Here is a 22,354-nt window from a genome sequence, read left to right as displayed (position 1 = left end):
TGGCTGGATCGTTTCAGATGCAAGTTCAGCGAGCAGGCCGGCACTTGCCTCAAACGGCGTGTATTTGACGTGAACGCCAGAAGTCGGTGATCCTCGCGCGTTGCTCCAACTGCACAGCGGACGTGCTCGTCATCCACCGAACCAGGAAACCCGCATGAGCGTAAACGCCACTGCGAACACCCCAGAGCCGGCCCTGCCGGACTTCAAGACCACGCTGGGCCATCCGCGCCCACTGTGGATGCTGTTCATGACCGAGTTCTGGGAGCGCTTTGCGTTCTACGGCATCCGCTGGGCCTTGGTGCTGTACATCGTCGCCCAGTTCTACAACGGCAACGCCGCCGGTGAAGGCGACGCCAGCCGCATCTACGGTGCCTACCTGGCGCTGGTGTACGCCGCGGCGATCTTCGGTGGCTACGTGGCCGACCGGGTGCTGGGCTACCAGCGTTCGATCCTGACCGGCGCGGTCATCATGGCCGCCGGCCTGTTCATGATCTCGCTGCCGCAGGAGCACATCTTCAAGCTCGGCCTGGCCACGATCATCGTCGGCAACGGCATGTTCAAGCCGAACATCTCGACCATGGTCGGCAAGCTGTACGGCCTGAAGGACGAGCGCCGCGATTCGGGCTTCACCATCTTCTACATGGGCATCAACATCGGCGCGATGATCGCCCCGGTGCTGACCGAGTACCTGGCCCGCAAGGTCTTCGGTACCTCGGAAATGCCGTCGTACAAGGTCGTGTTCATCGCCTCGGGCGTGGGCATGCTGATCTCGCTGGTGTGGTTCTACATCGGCCGTGCCGGCCTGAAGGGCATCGGTGCACCGCCGGCCGGCGCTGAAGGTTTCGGCCGTATCATCATGGTGCTGATCGGTGCCGTGGTCGCCATTCCGATCGCCTACTTCCTGCTGGCCACCGGCGCTACCGCGCTGGCCTGGATCCTGGGCGCGATGTTCACCGCGCTGGCCGTGGTGCTGCTCGTGGAGGGCATCCGCGAGGGCAAGGTGCAGCGCGACCGCGTGATCGCCATGCTGATCATCTTCGCCTTCAACGTGATGTTCTGGATGTTCTTCGAACAAGCCGGCAGCTCCTTCACCTTCCTGGCCGAGAACATCGTCAACCGCCAGTTCGGTGACTGGACCTTCCCGACCGCGTGGTTCCAGTCGGTCAACTCGGTGGCCATCATCACCCTGGCGCCGATCATCGCCTGGATCTGGGTGGCCATGGGCCGCGCCAATCCGTCCATCCCGCGCAAGTTCGGCCTGGGCCTGCTGTTCAACGGCGCCGCCTTCGCGCTGCTGATGTTCGCCCTGTCGCAGATGGTCGTGGACGGCAAGATCCCGTTCTGGACCCTGTTCATGGTCTACGTCATCCAGTCGGTCGGTGAGCTGTGCCTGTCGCCGATCGGCCTGTCGATGGTGACCAAGCTGGCCCCGGTACGCCTGGTCGGCTTCGGCATGGGCGGCTGGTTCCTGTCCACCGGCATCGGCAACAACCTGTCGGGCATCTTCGCCGGCGTGGTCAGTGGTGAAGGCGGCATGACGGTCGAGTCGGCCCTGAAGGGGTATACCTTCGGGTTCTGGGCCCTGATCGGCTCCGGCGTGGTGCTGTTCCTGATCGCCCCGCTGATCAACAAGCTGATGCACGGCGTCAAGTAACGATGAGAGGGTAGAAGGCATGCGCATGAAGCTCGGTGGAGCAGTGGTGGTGGTCTGTGCGGCGCTGATCGGCGCCTGTTCCCAACCGCAACCGCCTGCCGCCGCCGAGCCCACGCAGCCCCTGGATACCCGACCCACCGAGCCACCGGTCGCTGACCCCAGCGAACCGGTGGCCTCGGGCAACACCCCGGTGGCGGCGGACATCGCCGCCATCGCCGGGCTCGGCGCGCAGTTCGACCCGGCCCGCGACCCCGCCGATGACCTGGCCACCGCCAAGGTGGAAGCCCAGCGCGGCAAGAAGCGCATCCTGCTGGAGGTCGGCAATGCCGCCTGCGACCGCTGCCATGCGCTGGATGAGATCGTGGAAGGCAACGGCGACCTGCGCCGCTTCCGCGATGCCCACTACGTGTGGGTAAAGGTCAACGCCAGTGACGAGCAGCCCAACACCGCCTTCTTCGCCCAGTTCCCCGAGATGGAGCGCGACTATCCACGCCTGCTGGTGCTCGATGCCGATGGAAGCCTGCTGGTCTCGCAGGCCACCGGTGAGCTGCGCCGGGGCGAGGCATTCCAGCCTGCGCGGGTGAGCGCCTTCCTGAAGCAATGGGCGCCTGACCGGTAGTGCCGGCCGCTGGCCGGCAGGGTTGTTCGGCACTGATACCGGGTCGCATCCACGCATGGCGTGGATCTACTGTGGGTGCGGTCACATTCCCGGAATCAGCATCTCAATTTCGCTACGCGCTCGCCGCTACCGGCAAGGACTTCAGTCGACATCCCGTCGATGCCCCTTACCGGAACGCCCATGCACAGCGACCATGCCGAACGATTGCCCGAACCCGCCAGTGAGCTGGCCGAGGCCGGAGCAGGCGAGGGCGTGACCCTGCCGCCGCAGGAGGCGCTGCTGGATGACGCTGGTACCGGCGAGGACAGTGTTGAACTGGCGCCGCCACGCCACCGCCTGCCGCAGATCGCGCTGCCCGACAACGTGGTGCTGAAGGGCGCGGTGCAGAAGCTGGTCGAGCAGAAGTCCCGGCTCGATGCATTGGCCGCCGACGGCCAGCTGGCCGGGTTGCTGCCGCCGGAATGGCAGGGCCACGGCGTGCGTGCGATCGAACTGTCCACCTTCATCCAGGGCGTGCTGCCGTTCCTGCAGCCAGGCGAGCGTGGCGAAACCGCGCCCGCGCGCCTGCCAGTGCGCCATGTGCTGGGGGACGACAGCCGTTGGGGCCTGGACGATGTGTCCGAACCGAAATCGCTGGCCTGGTACCTGGCCAGCGACGAACGCGCCTCCGCCGGCAGCAAGGACGTGGCCGAGGCCTATCTGGTGGGTGCACTCGGCTTGGCGTGGATGCAGGAAGGGCGCAGCCGCCCCGGTTTCTTGCGCGCGATGGGCCAGGACAGCCTGGCGGCACGGGTGACCATGCTCGGCTATCCGCCGGCCAACGAACTGGCGCTGTACAGCGTCACCGCGCACGGCCAGCCGCAGATCTGGTGCGTGCAGGGCCGCCGCCGCATGCGTCCGCTGGTGGCGCCGTGGCTGAGCGTGCCGCTGCTGACCGCCTATGGCGTGCCGGCGCCGGTGGCGTGGCCGTCCAGCTTCCCGCCGGTGGAGGCCGTGGCCGAACTGCTGGCGACCGCTCGCCTGGGGCGCGCGCTGCCGGAAGTGGACCTGGCCAAGGCGGTGGCGAAGATCGCCGAGGACGCCGCCTCCGAAGCCTGGCAGCCGGTCAGCCTGCTGCAGCTCAACACCTGGTCGCCGCGCTGGCACTTCTTCCTGGGCACCTTCGTTGGCCTGCCGTCGCTGCTGTTGGTGGCTGCGGCGCTGGCGTTGCCGGGGGCGGTCGAAGCGGCCACAGTTGCCGCCTCGCTCGGCTTCGCCGGTGGCGCCATTGCGGCGCTGGCCGTGCCGTGGATCCACGCACGGCGCAAGCATCTGAGCTGACCCCACGCCCAGGGGTCGGATTCCTTTCCGTAGGAAAGGGCTCTGCCCCCACCGAAGCCGCGCCGGCGTGTCGCCATCCATGCAGGGCGCGGATCTACCAATCGCCGCGCTCGGCGTGGTTACACCCCTTCGCCCATCCGCTCCAGGCCATCACCGGCCAGGCGCAGGATCAGCTTCTCCAGCAGCTGCTCCTCCTCCTCGCTCAGCACCGACATCAGCTTGCGGGTGATCTCGATCACCATCGGTGCGATGGTCTCGTACACCTCGAAGCCAGCCGCCGACAGCGCCAGCACCGAGCGGCGGCGATCGTCGCCGTGGGTCTCGCGCTTGATGAAGCCGCGCTCCAGCAGGCGGGCCACGGCGCGGCTGACCGCCACCTTGTCCATCGCCGTGCGGTCGGAGACCTCGCTGGCCGAGGAGCCGGGGTACAGCGCCAGGATGGTGATGACCCGCCATTCGGGAATCGCCAGACCGTAACGATCACCGTACAGCTTGGCGATGTTGCCGCTGACCCGGTTGGACAGCACGCTCAGCCGGTACGGCAGGAACTGTTCCAGGTCGAGCAGGACGTGCGAGGCACGCAGGCGGGTCGAGGCAGGATCGGCGGGGCTCATGTTGCGGTGCACCTTGCTGGTGGTTTCAAGTGTAACTATAAGGGGTAGGTCCAGACCCTGCATTCTCGCCGGGTCCCTACCTGCCCGCACCTGGTTTGTACCGATGCGGTACCGATTCGGAGCCACACCATGAATACCGCAGTCCCGACCGCCTCGCACCCCAACCCCGGCATGCAGGTCACCACCTTCGAGAACCCGATGGGCATCGACGGTTTCGAGTTCGTCGAATTCGCCGCCCCGGCCGGCCGTGGCCAGGAGCTGCACGACTACTTCCGGAAGATGGGCTTCAGCGCGGTGCTCAAGCACAAGCAGCGTCCGATTACCGTCTATCGCCAGGGCGACGTCAACTTCCTGGTCAATGAAGACCCCGATTCGTTCGCCGCCGACTTCGCCGAGAAGCACGGTCCATGCGCCTGCGGCTTCGCCATCCGCTTCAAGAAGCCGGGCCAGGAGGTCTACCAGACCGCGCTGGGCAACGGCGCCGAAGCCATCGCCTTCAAGCCGGACAGCAAGGCGGTCAGCGCCCCGGTCATCAAGGGCATCGGCGATTGCATGCTGTACCTGGTCGACCGCTACGGTGCGGCCGGCAGCATCTACGACGGCGACTACGAGCCGATCGCCGGTGCCGACCTGCACCCGGTGGGCTTCGGCCTGACCTTCATCGACCACCTGACCCACAACCTGTACTTCGGCAACATGCAGCAGTGGTCGGATTACTACGAGCGCCTGTTCAACTTCCGCGAGATCCGCTACTTCGACATCAAGGGCCTGAAGACCGGCCTGGTGTCCAAGGCGATGACCGCGCCGGACGGCATCGTGCGCATCCCGCTGAACGAATCGTCGGACCCGAAGAGCCAGATCAACGAGTACCTGGATGCGTACAAGGGCGAGGGCATCCAGCACATCGCCTGCTTCACCGACAACATCTACGAGACCGTCGAAGCCATGCGCGCGCAGGGCGTGGATTTCCTCGACACGCCGGAGACCTACTTCGACGTGATCGACCAGCGCGTGCCGAACCACGGTGAAGACGTGCCGCGCCTGGCGAAGAACAAGATCCTGATCGATGCCGATCCGGAAACCCACCAGCGCAAGCTGCTGCAGATCTTCACCCAGAACTGCATCGGCCCGATCTTCTTCGAGATCATCCAGCGCAAGGGCAATGAAGGCTTCGGCGAAGGCAACTTCACCGCGCTGTTCGAGAGCATCGAGCGCGACCAGATCCGCCGCGGCGTGCTGTAAGGTCATCAGCAGCGCCGGGCCAGTCCCGGCGCCTGTCCATCTGTAGAGCCGAGCCATGCTCGGCTGCTTTCCGTTCCGGTTTTGCCGTATCCAGGAGCCCCCATGTCCAGCGCCATCACCGCCCGCGGCTACCAGTCCGGCTTCGGCAACGAATTCGCCACCGAGGCCGTTGCCGGCGCGCTGCCGGTCGGGCAGAACTCACCGCAGAAGGTGGCCCACGGCCTGTACGCCGAACAGCTGACCGGCACCGCCTTCACCGCGCCGCGCGGCAGCAACCGCCGCAGCTGGCTGTACCGGATCCGCCCGGCGGTGACCCATGGCGAGTTCACCCCGTTCGCGCAGTCGCAGCTGCAGTGTGATTTCGGCGCACAGCCGGCCTCGCCGAACCAGCTGCGCTGGAGCCCGCTGCCGCTGCCGGAACTGCCGACCGACTTCGTCGAGGGCCTGTACACGATGGGCGGCAACGGCTCGCCCGATGCACACGCGGGTGTTGGCATCCACCTCTACGCCGCCAACCGCGACATGGTCGGCCGCTACTTTTACAACGCCGATGGCGAGCTGCTGATCGTGCCGCAGCTGGGCGCGCTGCGCCTGCTGACCGAGCTGGGCGTGATCGAGATCGAACCGCAGCAGATCGCGGTGATTCCGCGTGGCGTGCGCTTCCGCGTGGAGCTGCCCGATGGCCCTGGCCGTGGCTACATCTGCGAGAACTACGGCGCGCTGCTGAAGCTGCCCGACCTGGGCCCGATCGGCTCCAACGGCCTGGCCAATCCGCGCGACTTCGAGACCCCGCATGCGGCGTTCGAGGATGTGGATGGCGATTTCGAACTGATCGCCAAGTTCGAAGGCCGCCTGTGGCGTGCGCCGATCGACCATTCGCCGCTGGACGTGGTGGCCTGGCACGGCAATTACGCGCCGTACCGCTACGACCTGCGTCGCTTCAACACCATCGGCTCGATCAGCTACGACCACCCGGACCCGTCGATCTTCCTGGTGCTGCATTCGCCCAGCGACACGCCGGGCACCAGCAACATGGACTTCGCGATCTTCCCGCCGCGCTGGCTGGTGGCGCAGAACACGTTCCGCCCGCCGTGGTTCCACCGCAACATCGCCAGCGAGTTCATGGGCTTGGTGCACGGTGCCTACGACGCCAAAGCCGAAGGCTTCGTGCCGGGCGGCGCGTCGCTGCACAACTGCATGAGCGGCCACGGTCCGGATGCACCGACCTTCGACAAGGCGTCCAATGCCGACCTGTCCAAGGCCGATGTGATCAAGGACACGATGGCCTTCATGTTCGAGACCCGCGGGGTGATCCGCCCGACCGCGCAGGCGCTGGCCGCCGGCCATCGCCAGGGCGATTACCAGCAGTGCTGGAACGGCCTGCGCAACAATTTCCGGTCGTCCCGCTAGGTGGGTAGGTGCCGACCGTTGGTTGGCACGGATCCTGGCCGCATCCACGCGTGGCGTGGGTCTACCGAACGCGGCCTTCGGTGGGGGCCGACCGTTGGTCGGCCCGGATGGGCAGGAACCTGCGCTTACGCCACCTCGGCGAAGGCGTCGCAATGCTCCAGCGGCAACGCCTCCAGCAGGCGCTGGCGCACGCGCTGGCAATAGCCATCCGAAGTCAGCGCGGGCAGCAGCTGCATCGCAGACTGCAGCCGCTGCAGCACCTCATCCTCCGCACGCGCCTGCTGCAGGTCGCGGAACAGCGCCGCTGCCTGCGGATGCCGCTGCATCTCCAGGATGCCCAGCACGTAGATGCGCGCCGCCACCAGCGAACGGCGACGTTCGACCGGTATGGAAGTCGCTGCAGCGGGTGCCGGTGCTGCAGCAACCGGTTCGGGGGGGATGACCGCTCTGGAGGAGGGCGTGGGCGTCGTCGTGGCCAGCCCGGTGCTTAGATAACCCGCCTGCACCAGCTGGATGACCATCGCCGGCGCCTCCGGGCCGAGCAGGCTGGTCAGTTCGGCGATGCCGCGCTGACCGTCGCACAGGATCAGCAGCCGGCGCTGGCGCATGTCCAGCGGCGCGCGGTGGGCCTGCAGCGCGGTTCGGGCGAGATCGGTCTTGCGCGGTTGCATGGAAGGGACGGCCAGGTCGGTGCTCGCCAAGCCTGAACGAAGGCGATGAAACCGCGATGACAATGCAGCATCTGCACGTGTGCTGCGCTAGCGTGCAGCTACCTTCGTGCCAGGGAACCGCACCGATGAAGCACCTTCCGATTGCAGGTCTGTTGTTGCTGTCACTTGCCGCTTGCAACCGCACGCCTGAGACACCTGCTGATGCTCCGGCCAAGGGCGCTACGCCGGCTGCTGCCACAGCTGATGCCGATCTGGCGACCCGGTCGCCGGCCGATCCTCGCACCGACAGCCCGGCGCGGCTGGATGGTTTCGCCGGCGTAAAGCTGGGCGCTGGCATTGCCGAAGTCCGCAGCGGTTTCGGCAAGCCCCTGCAAGGGCTGGGCACCGATGCCGCCGGCAAACCGCTGCTGGCTGACGATGGCAACGATGGCTGTTACTTCCTGCGCCCGCAGGATGCCGAGGACCCGCGCCTGATGATCGAAGGCCGCAAGCTGGTGCGCTACGACGTGCGCAGCGCCGCCATCACCGCACCAGGCGGCGGCAAGGTCGGCATGACCCTGGGTGAGCTGCAGGTGCTGTACCCGGAGCGGGCCGATGTCGGCCCTGACAAGTACGACGAGAACGCCCAGCACCTGCGCGTTCGCCCGGCGCAGGAGGGCGGGGCGGTGATCGACTTCGCGCTCGGTGCCGATGGCCGGGTGGGTACCTGGCGGGTCGGGAAGACCCCCCAGGTCGATTATGCGGAAGGCTGCGGCTGATCCTTGATCCACGGCCCAGCCCTGCGCGCGGGCCCAGCGTAGAATCGCGCCACGACCGCTGGGGGAGTGCTCGATGATCGCCATTGCCATTGCCTGGTTCCTGCTTGGCCTGCTGCTGCTGGCGCTGGGCGGGGACTCCATCGTCAAGGCCGTGTCCGGCCTGGCCCAACGCTTCGGGGCCACGCCCTTCACTGCGGGCCTGCTGCTGCTCGGGTTAGCCACCTCGTTGCCGGAACTGGCGGTCAACGCGCGGGCACTGGCGGTGGGCCAGCCGGAACTGGCGCTGGGCAATGCGGTGGGCAGCAGCATCGCCAACCTCGGCCTGACCCTGGCCATGGCGGCGCTTGCCGCGCCGCTGCTGCTGCGCGCACGCCTGCAGACGGTGCTGTGGTGGTCGCTGCTGGCGGCCGGCATGCTGCTGATCCTGTTCGGCCTGGATGGCCGCCTGGCGCGTTGGGAAGGTGGCGTGCTGGTGGCCGGCTTCATCGTCATGCAGGTCGTGCTGCTGCGCCGTGGTCGCAGCGAGAACGCCGAGGTGCAGGCGGTCATCGCCGAGTCCGCGCTGAGCCGCACCAGCCTGCCGTTGAACGTGTTGAGGGTGTTGATCGCGGCGCTGGCGCTGTACTGGGGTGCGCGCCTGGTGGTGGGGGCTGCCGCCGACTTCGGTGCTGCGCTGGGCTGGACGCCGCTGCTGGTCGGCCTGCTGCCGGTGGCGATCGGCACCGCGCTGCCGGAAGTGGCCACCGCCATCGCCGCCGCGCGCCGCGGGCATGGCGACATGGTGCTGGGCCACGTACTGGGTTCCAGCGCTGTCAACCTGCTGCTGGTGATCGGCGCGATGGCGGTGCTGCAGCCGCTCGCACTGCCGGCCTCGTTCGTACGCCTGGAACTGCCCGCGTTGCTTGCGTTCGCGCTGGTGCTGTACCCGATGCTGCGCGGTGACCTGAAGGTCAGCCGCGGCGAAGGCGCAATCCTGCTGGTCGCCTTCGTCGGCTGGTTCGTGCTGGAGCTGCTGCTGGTGGGCGCCCCGGCCATGTAGATCCACGCCATGCGTGGATGCGGTTGGTGCCGTGCCGACCAAGGTCGGCACCTACCACCGATCATCCGGTGGGTGCCAACCTTGGTTGGCACTCGCCAAAACACTGCGCCGACCAAGGTCGGCCTCTACCGGATTTACCGGCTCTGTGAACCTTCTTCCTCGCGCACCGGCTCCGGCGGCGGCAGCTGCTCTTCAGCAGCCGGCTCGTTGCCGGGCAGGCTGGGGCGGGTTTCCATCAGCAGCGACAGCGCGGCCTTGGCCATCATGTGTGCGCTGATCGGCGCGGTGATGAACAGGAACACGGTGATCAGCAGCTCGCGCGGCTGCGGGTCCTGGCCGAGGAAGATGTGGTAGCAGACCGAACACACCAGCACGCAGCCCACGCCCAGCGTGCTGGCCTTGGTGGGCGCATGCAGGCGCTTGAAGAACGTCGACAGTTTCACCAGCCCCAGTGCGCCGACCAGGATGAAGAAGCAGCCGAACAGCAGCAGCACCGACAGGGCGATCTGGATGAAGGTGATCATTCGACAATGTCCCGGCGCAGCACGAACTTGCTCAGCACCACGGTGCTGCCGAAGCCGAGCATGGCGATGATCAGCGCCGCCTCGAAGTAGATCGGCGAGTTGAGGTACATGCCGAACAGCATCAGCTCGGCGATCGCGGTCACCGACAGGGTGTCCAGCGCGAGGATGCGGTCGGGCACGGTCGGCCCGCGCAGCAGGCGCCAGGTGGCCAGCAGCATGGCCAGGCCGACCACGTGCATGCACACCACCAGGGTGGTCTGGATGACTTCAAAACCGGTCATGGGAAGATCTCCATCAACGGCGCCTCGTAACGGCGCTTGATCGTATCGATCAGGTCCTGTGGGTCCTCCAGGTGCAGCACATGCACCAGCAGGAACTTGCGGTCGTCACTGAGCGCGGCCGAGACCGTGCCCGGGGTCAGCGTGATCATGCTGGTCAGCGCGGCGATGCCGTGGATGTTGGCGATGTCCAGCGGCAGCCAGATGAAGCCCGGATGGATGTTCTTCTCCGGGCCGAGCACCTGCAGGGCGACGCGGATGTTGGACATCAGGATGTCCCACAGGGTCACGCACAGCAGTTTGGGCAGCGGGCGCAGCGTGCCGATGCGGGCGAACTCGCGGTCCAGGCGTGCGGCGAACAGCGGCACCACCACGCCCAATATCAGCCCCAGCACGATCTGGCCGAGGGTGAAGCTGTCGGACATCAGCAGCCAGAACGCCACCACCATGATGCTGAGCATCGGCGAGGGAATGACGCGGCGGAACAGGGAGCGCTGGGCGGTCATGGCTGGCGGATCTCCGGCGTGGTCGCGCGCAGCTGCTGCACGTACTCGCTGGGGTGCAGCAGCTGTGCAGCGGTGGCGTCGGTGTAGCGCATCAGCGGGGCGGCGGCCAGGGTCATGCCGATGCCGTAGCCCAGCAGGATGCAGGCGGCGTACAACTCGACCCGGCGCAGGCGTGCCTTGCGCGGCTTCGGTGCCTCCGGATCGACCGGCGGCACGCGCCAGAACAGGCGGATACCGCCGCGGGTCAGGCCCATGATCACCAGCAGGCTGCTGACCAGCACCGCGGTCCAGACCGGGCCGGTGTACTGCGCCGGCATGCCGGCCAGCAGCGCGGCCTTGGCCAGGAAGCCGGAGAGCGGCGGCAGGCCGGCCACCGATACCGCACCGATCAGGAACAGCACCGCCGGCGTTTCCTTGCCCGGCATCGGTGCCACCACCTCCTTGCGATCGCTGGCGCCACCACGGCGGCGGCGGATCAGATCGGCAATGAGGAACAGCGCAGCGGCCACGAAGCTGCTGTGCGGCAGGTAATACAGGCCGGCTGACAGCACCTGCGGGGTGCCGACCGAGAAGGCGATGAACAGCGTGGCCGCCGAGACGATCACCAGGTACGAGATCAGCACGCGCAGGCGGGTCGCAGCCAAGGCACCGAGGCCGCCGAGCACCAGCGTTGCCACGCCGGCCCACAGCAGCCAGTCGCGGCCGTAGCCGGCCATCGCGCCCGCGTCATCGCCGAACCACAGCATCTGGATGCGCAGCACCGAGTACAGGCCGACCTTGGTCATGATCGCGAACAGCGCGGCCACCGCCGCCGGTGCGCGCGAATAGGCTTCCGGCAGCCACAGGTACAGCGGCATCAGCGCAGCCTTGGCGCAGAACACCAGCAGCAACAGGCCCATCGTCGCCTTCACCAGGGTCAGCTGCGCCGGCGGCACCTCGGCGATGCGCTGCGACAGCTCGGCCATGTTCAGCGAGCCCAGCGAGGCGTACAGCAGGCCCAGCGCGATCAGGAACAGGGTCGAGGCGGTGACGTTGAACACCACGTAGTGCAGGCCGATGCGCATGCGCAGGCCGCGGCCACCGCTGAGCAGCAGGCCGTAGGAGGCGATCAGCATCACCTCGAAGAACACGAACAGGTTGAAGATATCGCCGGTGAGGAACGCGCCATTGAGGCCCACCAGCTGGAACTGGAACAGCGCATGGAAGTGCGGCGCGCGGCGGTCCCAGCCTGAGCAGGCATGCAGCAGGCAGGGAATGGCCAGCAGCAGGGTGGTCAGCAGCATCCACGCCGACAGCCGGTCGGCCACCAGCGCGATGCCCAGCCGCGACGGCCAGTCACCCAGCAGGTAGACGTTGATGTCACCGCTGGCCGTGCTGGCAAACAGCAGGCCCACCGCCAGCGCCAGCGCCGACAGCGCAGTCCAGGCCACCGCGCGCTGCACCCTGGGGCCGTAGCGACGGTGTTCGACGAACAGGGACAGCGCAGCACCCAGCAGCGGAATCAGGATCGGCAGGATCACCAGATGGTTCATGCGCGGTCCTCGCCCTGGCGCGGCGGCACGCTCTCATCCTGCAGGTCGTCGTCGGGCTCGTGGGCGTCCACGTGGTCGCTGTGGTTGTCGCTGCGGCTGCGCATGGCCAGCACGATGCTCACCGCGGTCATCGCAAACGCGATCACGATCGCGGTCAGCACCAGCGCCTGCGGCAGCGGGTCGGTGTAGTTGCCGAGGTGGCTGTCCACGCCTTCCTGCAGCACCGGCGCCTTGCCCAGCACCACGCGGCCACCGGCAAAGATCAGCAGGTTGGTGGCGTAGGACAGGAAGGTCATGCCGAGGATCACATCGAAGCTGCGCGCACGCAGCAGCAGGTAGATGCCGATGGCGGTCAGCACGCCGATCGCGGTAGCCAGGGCCAGTTCCATCAGTGCATCTCCCCGGTGCGGGCCGAACGGCGTTGCAGGTCGATCTCACCCTTGCGGGCGGTACGGGTACGCGAGGGCTTGATCGTGCCCATCATCGACAGCATCAGCATGGCGCCGCCGAACACCACCAGGTAGACGCCGATGTCGAAACCAATCGCGCTGGCCAGCGGCACGTCACCGATCAGCGGCAGGTGCAGGTCCAGGTGGCCACTGGTCAGGAACGGTACGCCGAACAGCATCGAGGCGCTGCCGCTGAGCAGGGCGATCAGCAGGCCCATGCCGATGCAGCGGATGTAGTCGAAGCCGAAGCGCGATTCCACCGACGCAGTGCCCTGGATCACGTACTGGATCAGCAGCGGCACCGCCAGTACCAGGCCGGCGATGAATCCACCACCGGGCGCGTTGTGGCCGCGCAGGAACAGGAAGATCGACACGGTCAGCGTCAGCGGGAACATGATCTGCGCCAGATCGGCCGGTACCGGCAGCTTGATCGGCGGGCCAGGCATGATCTGCTCCGGGGCCATCCGCGTGCGTCGCAGCAGCGCGTGCACCACCAGCGCGGCGATGCCGAACACGGTGATCTCGCCGAAGGTATCGAAGCCGCGGAAGTCGACCAGGATTACGTTGACCACGTTCTGGCCGTACGCCTCGGGCAGGGCACGGGCGAGCAGTTCGCCGGCCATGGTGTTCGGCGGCAGGGTCATCGCCGAATAGGCCAGTGCGCCGAGGCCGGCGCCGGCGATGATCGCGATCACCGCGTCGCGCCGCTTGCGCCAGCGCGGTCGCTCCGGCCCGGACTGCGCGGGCAGGTAGTTCATGCCCAGCAGCATCAGCACGAGGGTGACCATCTCCACCAGCAGCTGGGTCAGCGCCAGGTCCGGCGCTGACAGGAACACGAAGGTCAGTGCCACCATCAGGCCGACGCCGCCGACCAGCAGCACCGCCAGCAGGCGCTGCTTGTAGACGCGCAGGGTGGCGACTGCACAGGCCATCATCACCAGCCACAGCGCCCAGCCCAGCAGCGGGATCGGCTGCGGCGCGGTCCAGTTCGGCGAGGCCGGGTTGGCCACGAACGGTGCGGCAGCGACCACGATCGCCACCAGCACCAGTCCCAGCAGCATGCGCTGCAGGCTGCCATTGGCGATGCCGTTGGTCAGGCGCATGGCCAGCGCGGAAATCGCATCCAGCTGCGCATGGAACACGTTGCGGCCGGTGGTGCGGGTTTCCACGCCGTGCAGGTTGATCAGCTTGCGCAGGCCGAAGTACAGCGCCACGCCGCCGACCACGCCGATCGCGCTCATCGCCAGCGGCAGGTTGAAGCCGTGCCACACCGCCAGGCTGTACTCGGGCATGGCATTGCCGAGGATCGACGCCGCGGCGGCATGCAGCACCGGCGCCACGGTCAGTGCCGGGGCGATGCCTACCGCCACGCAGATCACCACCAGCAGTTCCACCGGCACCTTCATCCAGCGCGGCGGCTCGTGCGGCACGCGGTCCAGGTCGTGCGGGCCAGGGCCGAAGAAGGTGTCGTGCACGAAGCGCAGGCTGTAGGCCACGCCGAACACGCCGGCCAGCAGCGCGGCGATCGACACCGCGGTGCGCATCGCGCCCGGGCCGCCACCGGCGGTCAGCGCCTCGGCGAACAGCATTTCCTTGGACAGGAAGCCGTTGAGCAGCGGAATGCCGGCCATCGCCAGCGAGGCGATGATCGCCAGCGCGCTGGTGAACGGCATCAGCTTGCGCAGGCCGCCCAGCTTGCGCATGTCGCGGGTGCCGGTCTCGTGGTCGATGATGCCGGCGGCCATGAACAGCGAGGCCTTGAAGGTGGCGTGGTTGAGGATGTGGAACACGCCGGCCACCACCGCCATCGGCGTGGACAGGCCGAACAGCAGGGTGATCAGGCCCAGGTGCGAGATCGTCGAATAGGCCAGCAGGCCCTTCAGGTCGTGCTGGAAGATCGCGTTCCAGGCGCCGATCAACAGGGTCAGCGCGCCGATGCCGCTGACCGTGTAGAAGAACAGGTCGCTGCCGGCCAGCGCCGGATGCAGGCGCGCCAGCAGGAACACGCCGGCCTTCACCATGGTGGCCGAATGCAGATAGGCCGAGACCGGAGTCGGCGCGGCCATCGCGTGCGGCAGCCAGAAGTGGAACGGGAACTGCGCGCTCTTGGTGAAGATGCCGGCCAGCACCAGGAACAGGGCATACGGATACAGCGCGCTGGCGCGGATCTGCTCGCCGGCGGCCAGCACCACGTCCAGGTCGAAGCTGCCGACGATGCGGCCGATCAGCAGCACGCCACCGAGCAGGGCCAGGCCGCCACCGCCGGTGATCACCAGCGCCATGCGCGCGCCTTCGCGGGCGTCCTGGCGGTGCGACCAGAAGCCGATCAGCAGGAACGAGCTGATGCTGGTCATTTCCCAGAAGATCATCAGCAACAGCAGGTTGCCCGACAGCACCATGCCCAGCATGGCGCCCATGAACAGCAGCAGGTAGCAGTAGAAGCGGTGCGCGTTGTCCTGCTGGCTCAGGTAGTAGCGCGCATACAGCACCACCAGTGCGCCGATGCCCAGCACCAGCCCGGCGAACATCCAGGCCAGCCCGTCCAGGCGCAGGGTGAAGTCCAGGCCGATCTGTGGCAGCCAGGGCACCAGGGTGCGGACCACCTGGTCATCGAGTACGGACGGGGTCAGCCAGCCGAGGATGGCCAGCCCGCCCAACGGCGCCAGCGCCGCCAGCCAGGCAGCAGTCGAGCGCGAACTACGGGGGAAGGCCGCAACAGCCGCTGCCATCAGGAACGGCAGGGCCAGCAGCAGGGGCAGGCTGGGGAGCATGCAGGGAATCCATGATTCACGAGCAGGTCAGGGAGGATAACAGGCTGCGAAATGTCGCCGAAACCCATCGAACAGCGATCAATTGCATGTAACGTCCGCTGATTCATTTTTTCTGCGGCGCAGCATCACGTTCCTGCGGTCCCTCGCTGGCTGCCCTCGGGGATCACCCTACGCCCACGCAGGGAGACGGCAGGCCCTGTCGCACAGGGGCTGCCGTCGACGGGCGGGAAGTGGGGAGCGGGTCACCGGCGCAGGCTGGCAGGGCCGCCGTGGAGTGAGGGTGACGGGATCTGCCCGTTCAGGAAACGACGGTCGTTGTCGGCTGCCGGCGTGTCAGTAGCGCCAGTCGAGCTTGCGGTAGAACTTGGCCATCACCCACGCCGGGCCGATCAGCAGGTAGGTCAGGTCGGTCAGGAAGCTGGGCTTGCGGCCCTCGAACTTGTGGCCGATGAACTGTGCGATCCAGGCCACCACGAACACGCCTACCGCCAGCCAGCGCAGGGCCTGCAGGCCGATTTCTGCTTCCAGCAGGCGGCACAGGCAACCGAACACGAAGAACTGGATGAGCATGCCGATGCCCAGCGGGCGCGACAGCTTGTTGTAGAAGCACCAGGCGCTGAACATCGCGAACGCCGACCAGATGCCGTACTGGAACCAGGTGATCAGCGGCGGCAGGCACCACAGCAGGGCCACCACCGACCACAGGATCGCCGGTACTGCCACCACATGGATGCGCTGGTTGATCACATTGCGGTGGTCGTCGGAGTAGCTGGCGAAATAGCGGTCGATCGGCCGCGCAAGCTCGGTGGAGGTCTGCATGCGGCCAGCATACTCCCGCCGGGGCCAGGCGGTGAGGGGCGGCGAATGGTGAGCGACGGGGTGGGGCGCACCGAGTCGAACCGACGGGGTGGGGCCGATGGGTGGGGCCGACCGGGCGGGGCCGACCGGGCGGGGCCGATGGGGCGGGGCCGATGGGGCGGGGCCGATGGGGCGGGGCCGATGGGGCGGGGCCGATGGGGCGGGACCGATGGGGCGGGACCGATGGGGCGGGACCGATGGGGCGGGACCGACCGGGTAGAGTCGACTGTTAGTCGACTGCTCTTCGTTTCGACGGCGAAAATCCCCGCGCTGCGCGCGATAGTCGACTAACAGTCGACTCTACCCAGTCGACCGTATCGCGGCCGATTTCATCCCAGTCGAACGCATCCCAGCCGATGCACCCCGTCGGCGGCCGCGCCTTCAGAACGCCCCCAGCCTTTCCGGCCGGGGGCGCAGGCGGATCAGTCGACGCTGATCCCGGCCAGGCGCTGCAGCGCCTCGGCGTACTTGGCGCGGGTGCGCTCGATGATCTCGGCCGGGATGGTCGGGCCCGGGGCGGTCTTGCCCCAGTCCAGCGTCTCCAGGTAATCGCGCACGAACTGCTTGTCGTAGCTCGGCGGGCTGGTGCCCACTTCGTACTCGTCGGCCGGCCAGTAACGCGAGGAATCCGGCGTCAGCATCTCGTCCATGATGTACAGGCGGCCATCGGCGTCGGTACCGAACTCGAACTTGGTATCGGCCAGGATGATGCCGCGCTCGCGCGCGTAGTCGGCGGCGAACTTGTAGATGCGCAGGGTGGCGTCGCGCACGCGCTCGGCCAGGTCGGCACCGACTTGCTTCACCATCGCATCGAAATCGATGTTCTCGTCATGGTCGCCGACGGCGGCCTTGGTCGAGGGGGTGAAGATCGGCTCCGGCAGCTGCTCGGCCTGGCGCAGGCCGTCGGGCAGGTCGATACCGCTGACCTTGCCGGTGCGCTGGTAGTCCTTCCAGCCGCTGCCGATCAGGTAGCCGCGGGCGATCGCTTCCACCGGCACCGGCTTCAGCTTGCGGGTGACCACCGCACGCTTGGCGTACAGGGCCGGGTCCACGCCTTCGGGCAGAACGCTGGCCACGTCGATGCCGGTCAGGTGGTTGGGCATCAGGTGCGCGGTCTTGGCGAACCAGAAGTTGGACACCTGGCAGAGCATCTCGCCCTTGCCCGGAATCGGGTCGGGCAGCACCACGTCGAACGCCGACAGGCGATCGGTGGCGACCATCAACAGGTAGTCGCCCGGCGGGGTCCCTGCGGGCAGCCGCTCGCGCGGGATATCGAACACATCACGCACCTTGCCGCGATGGCGCAAGGGCAGGCCGGGGAGATCGGATTGCAACAGCGTGGTTGGCACGGGCACTCCTGGGGCGTTGTCGATACGGCTGCCCAACGGACCCGGCGGGCCCGCTGACCAGCGGGCGGCCTAGTGTAAAGCCGTCCGGGCCCGCTGTGACGTAAAATGAGCATCCATTTCGTCGGCCGCCCCCGGAGCGCCATGCGCTGGTACGGAAAACTGCTCGGATTCATCGCCGGCGCCCTGCTGTTCCGGCCCAATCCGCTGTTTGGCGCGGTGGTTGGCCTGTTGATCGGCCACGCCTTTGACTCGGACTGGTTCCGCCTGAACAAGGAGAACCCGTACCGGGAGCTGGGGCTGACCTCCGAGGCCACTGATGCCGAGGTCGAGCGCGCCTACCGCAAGCTGATTTCCCAGTACCACCCCGACAAACTGGGCGGCGCCGCCCCCGAGCTGCAGCAGCAGGCCGAGCAGAAGTCGCGGCGCATCAACGCCGCCTACGACCGCATCAAGACCCTGCGCAAGCGCTGATTCCAGAGTCCCGCCTGCGGGTGGGAGAACCTTTTCCCCGTTCCGAAGGCCCCGGCCATGTCCAACTGCCTCATCGCCCCGTCCATCCTGTCCGCCAACTTCGCCCGCCTCGGCGAGGAAGTCGACAACGTCCTCGCCGCCGGCGCCGACTGGGTCCACTTCGACGTGATGGACAACCACTACGTGCCGAACCTGACCATCGGCCCGATGGTCTGCCAGGCCCTGCGCAAGCACGGCGTCACCGCGCCGATCGACGTGCACCTGATGGTCGAGCCGGTGGACCGCATCATCCCGGATTTCGCCGAGGCCGGTGCCACCTACATCAGCTTCCACCCGGAGGCGAGCCGCCACGTGCACCGCACCATCCAGCTGATCCGCTCGCTGGGCTGCAAGCCGGGCATCGTGCTCAATCCGGCCACGCCGGTGGACATCCTCGACTGGGTGCTGGATGACCTGGACCTGGTGCTGCTGATGTCGGTCAACCCGGGCTTCGGCGGCCAGGCCTTCATCCCCTCGGCGCTGGACAAGCTGCGCGTGGTGCGCAAGATGATCGACGCCAGCGGCAAGGACATCCGCCTGGAGATCGACGGCGGCGTGAAGGCCGACAACATCGGCGAGATCGCTGCCGCCGGCGCCGACACCTTCGTTGCCGGTTCGGCCATCTTCAACGCCAGGACCAGCTATCAGGACGTGATCGCGCAGATGCGCGCGAACGTCGCTGCGGCAAGGGGCTGAACCATGAGCACGGTGGCCGTGTTGAACATCCGTCCGGCCACCGCGGCCGACGCTGGCCTGATCCTGCATTTCATCCGCGAGCTGGCCATCTACGAGAAGGCCGAGCATTCGGTGCAGACCGACGAGATCGGTATTGCCGAAAGCCTGTTCGGCGCCGATGCGACCGCACGCGCGTTGATCTGCGAAGCCGACGGCGAGGCCATCGGCTATGCCGTGTATTTCTACAACTACTCCACCTGGCTGGGCCGCAAGGGCATCTACCTGGAAGACCTCTACGTCAGCCAGGAAAAGCGCGGCGCTGGTGCCGGCAAGGCACTGCTGAAGTACATCGCGCGCCAGTCCGTGGCCGAGGGCTGCGGTCGCTTTGAATGGTCGGTGCTGGACTGGAATACCCCGGCCATCGAGTTCTACACCGCCGCCGGTGCGAAGCCGCAGGACGAGTGGACCGTGTACCGGTTGCAGGGCCAGGCGCTGCACGATTTCGCCAACGGGTGAGGTGTGTGGTTGGGGCCAACCTAACCCGGTGGGTGCGAACCTTGGTTCGCACTCCCTGCGGACCTCGAAAAAAAAGCCACGCCAATCACTGGCGTGGCCTCGCTGCATGCGTGGGAGGCTGATCCTGCCTCCATCCGTCGTCCCTGCTATGGCCTTCCATTCTCCGGGCCGGCAATGACATCTGCATGACATGGCGGTTGTGGCACCGCGTCGGCTCCCTTTCACCATCATCCACGCCTGGCGTGGATCTACTGCTTCCAGGCGGTGGCGTTCACTGGCCGCGAACGCGTGATTGATAGCCTGTGCGGCCCCACTCTGGAAGCATCGCATGACCACCCCGCGCTGGCGCCTGATCCTCAACGGTAAATCCGCGGGCAACGATGACCTGCGTGAGGCCGTTGGCCACTGGCGCGGGCAGGGTGTGCAGCTGGAAGTACGGGTGACCTGGGAGGACGGCGACGCCGAACGCTATGTGGCCGAGGCGATTGATCACGGCGTGGATGTGATCGTTGCTGCTGGTGGCGATGGCACGCTCAGCGCGGTCGCGGAAACACTGGCGCATCGCGAGGAACCGGCCGATGCGCTGCCCTCGCTGGCCCTGATCCCGATGGGCACCGCCAACGATTTCGCCACCGCCGCCGGCATTCCCACCGAACCGAAGGAGGCCTTCGCGTTGATCGGGCAGACCGCGCCGCGTGCCATCGATCTGCTGCGCGTGGACGCCGATGGCACGCCGTGGTGGTGCGCCAATCTCGCCAGCGGTGGCTTCGGCACGCAGGTCACCGTGGAGACCGACGCCGGCCTGAAAAAGATGCTGGGCGGGCTGGCCTATGTGATCACCGGCATCGCCAAGCTCGGCCGCATCGAGTCGATCAACGCACGCCTGTCGGGGCCGGACTTCGCTTGGGAAGGCGACTTCATCGCCCTGGGCATCGGCAACGGTCGCCAGGCCGGTGGCGGCCAGCAGCTGTGCCCGCAGGCACTGATCGATGATGGGCTGCTGGATGTGACGGTGCTTCCGGAGCTGGAAGGCGAAGTCACCGCCACCCTTGGCCAGATGCTGAAGTCCGGCACCCAGGCGGCGCTGGAACAGCTGGCCACGCGCGCGCGGCTGCCGTGGCTGCAGATCGAATCGCAGCGCTCGTTGACTCTCAATCTGGATGGCGAGCCGGTGCAGGCCCAGCGGTTCCGCATCGACTGCGTGGCGGGCCGGGTGCGCATGCATCTGCCCGCCGGTTGCCCGTTGCTGGCCGGGCAGGGGGGTAGAGTCGACTGTTAGTCGACTGCTTTTCGTTCCGACGACGTAAAACCCCGCGCTTCGCGCGCAAGTCGACTAACAGTCGACTCTACTGGTTCCCGCGCCGGTAGCCGCCACAGCCCCCATCACCGGCCCCGTGCTTGCCGTGGTTCAGTTTCCCAGGGTTCCCCTCCCGCCTATCCTGCGATACAGTCAAGGGGTGTCCAGCCTGACGACCCCGCATACCCTTTCTTCCGCACGCCGTTGGTGGCGATGGTGGCCCGTTGCCGTCGTCCGCCCCCATAACGCTGTGTCCCGGAAGGAAAGTCGTCTTGAACTCGCACGCTCAGTTTCAGCTGCAGGCCGCTGAAGGCCACACCCATATTCCCGTTGTCCGCGAAGTGCTGTCCGACCTGGACACGCCGCTTTCGGTCTATCTGAAGCTCGCCGACGGCCCCAATACCTACCTGTTTGAATCCGTCGAAGGCGGCGAGCGCTTTGGTCGTTACTCGATCATCGGCCTGCCGGCGCGCCGCGTGTACGCCTTCCACGGCCACACGCTGACCGTGCGCGAGGACGGGCAGGTGGTGGACACCCGCGAGGTGGCCGACCCGTTCGCCGAAGTCGAGGCGCTGCGCAGCGCCCACTCGGTGCCCAAGCTGGAAGGCCTGCCGGGCTTCACTGGCGGTCTGGTCGGCTGGTTCGGTTTCGAGTGCATCGGCTACATCGAACCGCGCCTGGCATCGCCGGCCGGTCGCGATGAGCTGGGCACCCCGGACATCCTGCTGCTGGACTCCAACGAGCTGGCGGTGTTCGACAATCTCAAGGGCCGCCTGTACCTGATCGTGCACGCAGACCCGCGTATCGACGGTGCCTTCGAACAGGCGCAGGCGCGCCTGGATGCGCTGACAGCCAAGCTGCGGGCGCCGGGTGCGGGCTATCCGGCACCGCTCAACAGCGACGTGCTGGACGAGTCCGATTTCGTCTCCGGTTTCACCCGCGAAGGCTTCGTCGATGCGGTCCAGCGCAGCAAGGAATACATCCGCGCCGGTGACATCTTCCAGGTGGTGCTGAGCCAGCGCCTGAGCGTGCCGTTCAAGGCGCGCCCGGTGGATGTGTACCGTGCGCTGCGCGCATTGAATCCGTCGCCGTATATGTACTTCCTCGATGTTGGCGACCTGCAGGTGGTCGGTTCTTCGCCGGAAATCCTGGTGCGCCTGCAGGATGGGGAAGTCACCGTGCGCCCGATCGCCGGCACCCGCCCGCGCGGTACCACGGTCGAGCAGGACCTGGCGCTGGAAGCCGAGCTGCTGGCCGATCCGAAGGAGCGCGCTGAGCACCTGATGCTGATCGACCTCGGCCGCAACGATGCCGGTCGCGTCTCGAAGGCCGGCACCGTGGAAGTGGGCGAGCAGTTCGTGATCGAACGCTACAGCCACGTCATGCACATCGTCAGCGAAGTGACCGGGCAGCTGCAGCCGGGCCTGAGCTACGCCGACGTGCTGCGCGCCACCTTCCCGGCCGGTACGGTCAGCGGTGCGCCGAAGATCCGCGCGCTGGAAGTGATCCGCGAACTGGAACCGATCAAGCGCAATGTGTACGCAGGCAGCATCGGCTACATCGGCTGGCACGGCGATGCCGATACCGCGATCGCGATCCGCACCGCGGTGATCAAGGATGGCCGCCTGTACGTGCAGGCCGGTGCCGGCATCGTCTACGACTCGGACCCGGACAAGGAATGGGACGAGACGATGAACAAGGGCCGCGCGCTGTTCCGCGCCGTCGCCCAGGCCGCCAAGGGCCTGTGAGCCTTTCCGTGCCG

The 22,354-nt window shown here is 67.2% G+C and carries 22 protein-coding genes; 12 read left to right on the top strand and 10 right to left on the bottom strand.

Annotation, left to right across the window (positions count from 1 at the left end; all coding sequences use genetic code 11):
- The first annotated feature begins 154 nt into the window (after positions 1-154).
- From AASM09_RS20520 to AASM09_RS20510, 3 genes are all read left to right on the top strand, one after another.
- Positions 155-1,654 (top strand): peptide MFS transporter, encoded by a 1,500-nt coding sequence (locus tag AASM09_RS20520; RefSeq protein ID WP_049428063.1) that lies wholly within the window; start codon positions 155-157, stop codon positions 1,652-1,654.
- A 19-nt stretch (positions 1,655-1,673) separates the two neighbouring features.
- Positions 1,674-2,273: a thioredoxin family protein gene (locus AASM09_RS20515; RefSeq protein WP_049428064.1), complete on the top strand. Its 600-nt coding sequence runs from the start codon at positions 1,674-1,676 to the stop codon at positions 2,271-2,273.
- A gap of 180 nt (positions 2,274-2,453) precedes the next feature.
- Positions 2,454-3,593 (top strand): hypothetical protein, encoded by a 1,140-nt coding sequence (locus AASM09_RS20510; protein ID WP_049428065.1) that lies wholly within the window; start codon positions 2,454-2,456, stop codon positions 3,591-3,593.
- A gap of 119 nt (positions 3,594-3,712) precedes the next feature.
- On the opposite strand, the gene AASM09_RS20505 is transcribed toward AASM09_RS20510, so the two are convergent.
- Complete coding sequence (locus AASM09_RS20505) at positions 3,713-4,207, bottom strand: MarR family winged helix-turn-helix transcriptional regulator (RefSeq protein WP_010482680.1); 495 nt, start codon at positions 4,205-4,207, stop codon at positions 3,713-3,715.
- Positions 4,208-4,336: 129 nt separating this feature from the next.
- On the opposite strand from AASM09_RS20505, the gene hppD reads away from it, so the two are divergent.
- Both hppD and hmgA read left to right on the top strand, forming a co-directional pair.
- Positions 4,337-5,449, top strand: a complete 1,113-nt coding sequence (gene hppD / locus AASM09_RS20500; RefSeq protein ID WP_180849114.1) for a 4-hydroxyphenylpyruvate dioxygenase — start codon at positions 4,337-4,339, stop codon at positions 5,447-5,449.
- 102 nt (positions 5,450-5,551) lie between these two features.
- A complete protein-coding gene (hmgA, locus tag AASM09_RS20495; protein ID WP_049428067.1) occupies positions 5,552-6,859 on the top strand; it encodes a homogentisate 1,2-dioxygenase in 1,308 nt (435 codons plus the stop codon).
- 125 nt (positions 6,860-6,984) lie between these two features.
- Here hmgA and AASM09_RS20490 read toward each other — a convergent pair whose 3' ends face one another.
- Positions 6,985-7,530 carry a hypothetical protein gene (locus AASM09_RS20490; RefSeq protein WP_049428068.1) on the bottom strand — a complete coding sequence of 182 codons (546 nt, stop codon included), beginning with the start codon at positions 7,528-7,530 and terminating at the stop codon, positions 6,985-6,987.
- Between the two features lie 125 nt (positions 7,531-7,655).
- Here AASM09_RS20490 and AASM09_RS20485 point away from each other — a divergent pair, with 125 nt between their 5' ends.
- Positions 7,656-8,288 carry a hypothetical protein gene (locus AASM09_RS20485; RefSeq protein WP_049428071.1) on the top strand — a complete coding sequence of 211 codons (633 nt, stop codon included), beginning with the start codon at positions 7,656-7,658 and terminating at the stop codon, positions 8,286-8,288.
- Positions 8,289-8,361: 73 nt separating this feature from the next.
- Positions 8,362-9,327, top strand: coding sequence for a sodium:calcium antiporter (locus tag AASM09_RS20480; protein ID WP_049428072.1), 966 nt, complete (start codon positions 8,362-8,364; stop codon positions 9,325-9,327).
- Positions 9,328-9,461: 134 nt separating this feature from the next.
- Here the strand turns inward: AASM09_RS20480 and AASM09_RS20475 are convergent, their stop codons facing one another.
- From AASM09_RS20475 to AASM09_RS20440, 8 genes are all read right to left on the bottom strand, one after another.
- Positions 9,462-9,851, bottom strand: coding sequence for a Na+/H+ antiporter subunit G (locus tag AASM09_RS20475; RefSeq protein WP_049428073.1), 390 nt, complete (start codon positions 9,849-9,851; stop codon positions 9,462-9,464).
- A complete protein-coding gene (locus tag AASM09_RS20470) occupies positions 9,848-10,132 on the bottom strand; it encodes a K+/H+ antiporter subunit F (RefSeq protein ID WP_005411334.1) in 285 nt (94 codons plus the stop codon). Before AASM09_RS20470 ends, AASM09_RS20475 begins: the two co-directional genes overlap by 4 nt.
- Positions 10,129-10,635 (bottom strand): Na+/H+ antiporter subunit E, encoded by a 507-nt coding sequence (locus tag AASM09_RS20465; RefSeq protein ID WP_049428075.1) that lies wholly within the window; start codon positions 10,633-10,635, stop codon positions 10,129-10,131. The genes AASM09_RS20470 and AASM09_RS20465 overlap by 4 nt, the downstream gene beginning before the upstream one ends.
- Positions 10,632-12,167, bottom strand: coding sequence for a monovalent cation/H+ antiporter subunit D (locus AASM09_RS20460; RefSeq protein WP_049428076.1), 1,536 nt, complete (start codon positions 12,165-12,167; stop codon positions 10,632-10,634). The genes AASM09_RS20465 and AASM09_RS20460 overlap by 4 nt, the downstream gene beginning before the upstream one ends.
- Positions 12,164-12,556, bottom strand: a complete 393-nt coding sequence (locus tag AASM09_RS20455) for a Na+/H+ antiporter subunit C (RefSeq protein ID WP_049428077.1) — start codon at positions 12,554-12,556, stop codon at positions 12,164-12,166. Before AASM09_RS20455 ends, AASM09_RS20460 begins: the two co-directional genes overlap by 4 nt.
- Positions 12,556-15,387: a monovalent cation/H+ antiporter subunit A gene (locus AASM09_RS20450; RefSeq protein WP_100443708.1), complete on the bottom strand. Its 2,832-nt coding sequence runs from the start codon at positions 15,385-15,387 to the stop codon at positions 12,556-12,558. The genes AASM09_RS20455 and AASM09_RS20450 overlap by 1 nt, the downstream gene beginning before the upstream one ends.
- Before the next feature lie 333 nt (positions 15,388-15,720).
- Positions 15,721-16,206: a DUF962 domain-containing protein gene (locus AASM09_RS20445; protein WP_021202665.1), complete on the bottom strand. Its 486-nt coding sequence runs from the start codon at positions 16,204-16,206 to the stop codon at positions 15,721-15,723.
- Between the two features lie 461 nt (positions 16,207-16,667).
- On the bottom strand, positions 16,668-17,594 hold the full coding sequence (locus tag AASM09_RS20440; RefSeq protein WP_029379835.1) for a phosphoribosylaminoimidazolesuccinocarboxamide synthase: 927 nt from the start codon (positions 17,592-17,594) through the stop codon (positions 16,668-16,670).
- Positions 17,595-17,735: 141 nt separating this feature from the next.
- Between AASM09_RS20440 and AASM09_RS20435 the strand changes: the two genes are divergently transcribed.
- The 5 genes from AASM09_RS20435 to trpE all read left to right on the top strand — a co-directional run bounded on the left by AASM09_RS20435 (position 17,736) and on the right by trpE (position 22,340).
- Complete coding sequence (locus AASM09_RS20435) at positions 17,736-18,065, top strand: J domain-containing protein (RefSeq protein WP_005411327.1); 330 nt, start codon at positions 17,736-17,738, stop codon at positions 18,063-18,065.
- A 57-nt stretch (positions 18,066-18,122) separates the two neighbouring features.
- The gene (gene rpe / locus AASM09_RS20430; protein ID WP_006474082.1) at positions 18,123-18,800 is read left to right on the top strand and encodes a ribulose-phosphate 3-epimerase; all 678 of its coding nucleotides are present in this window, start codon (positions 18,123-18,125) and stop codon (positions 18,798-18,800) included.
- A 12-nt stretch (positions 18,801-18,812) separates the two neighbouring features.
- The gene (locus AASM09_RS20425; RefSeq protein ID WP_049426895.1) at positions 18,813-19,295 is read left to right on the top strand and encodes a GNAT family N-acetyltransferase; all 483 of its coding nucleotides are present in this window, start codon (positions 18,813-18,815) and stop codon (positions 19,293-19,295) included.
- A gap of 328 nt (positions 19,296-19,623) precedes the next feature.
- Positions 19,624-20,574: a lipid kinase YegS gene (gene yegS / locus AASM09_RS20420; protein ID WP_049426865.1), complete on the top strand. Its 951-nt coding sequence runs from the start codon at positions 19,624-19,626 to the stop codon at positions 20,572-20,574.
- Between the two features lie 290 nt (positions 20,575-20,864).
- The gene (gene trpE / locus AASM09_RS20415) at positions 20,865-22,340 is read left to right on the top strand and encodes an anthranilate synthase component I (protein WP_049426866.1); all 1,476 of its coding nucleotides are present in this window, start codon (positions 20,865-20,867) and stop codon (positions 22,338-22,340) included.
- The last annotated feature ends 14 nt before the right edge of the window (positions 22,341-22,354 follow it).

The organism is Stenotrophomonas maltophilia, from assembly GCF_039555535.1.
In the GTDB taxonomy this organism is placed as follows: domain Bacteria; phylum Pseudomonadota; class Gammaproteobacteria; order Xanthomonadales; family Xanthomonadaceae; genus Stenotrophomonas; species Stenotrophomonas maltophilia_Q.
This window is presented reverse-complemented; position numbering and strand designations above follow the sequence as displayed.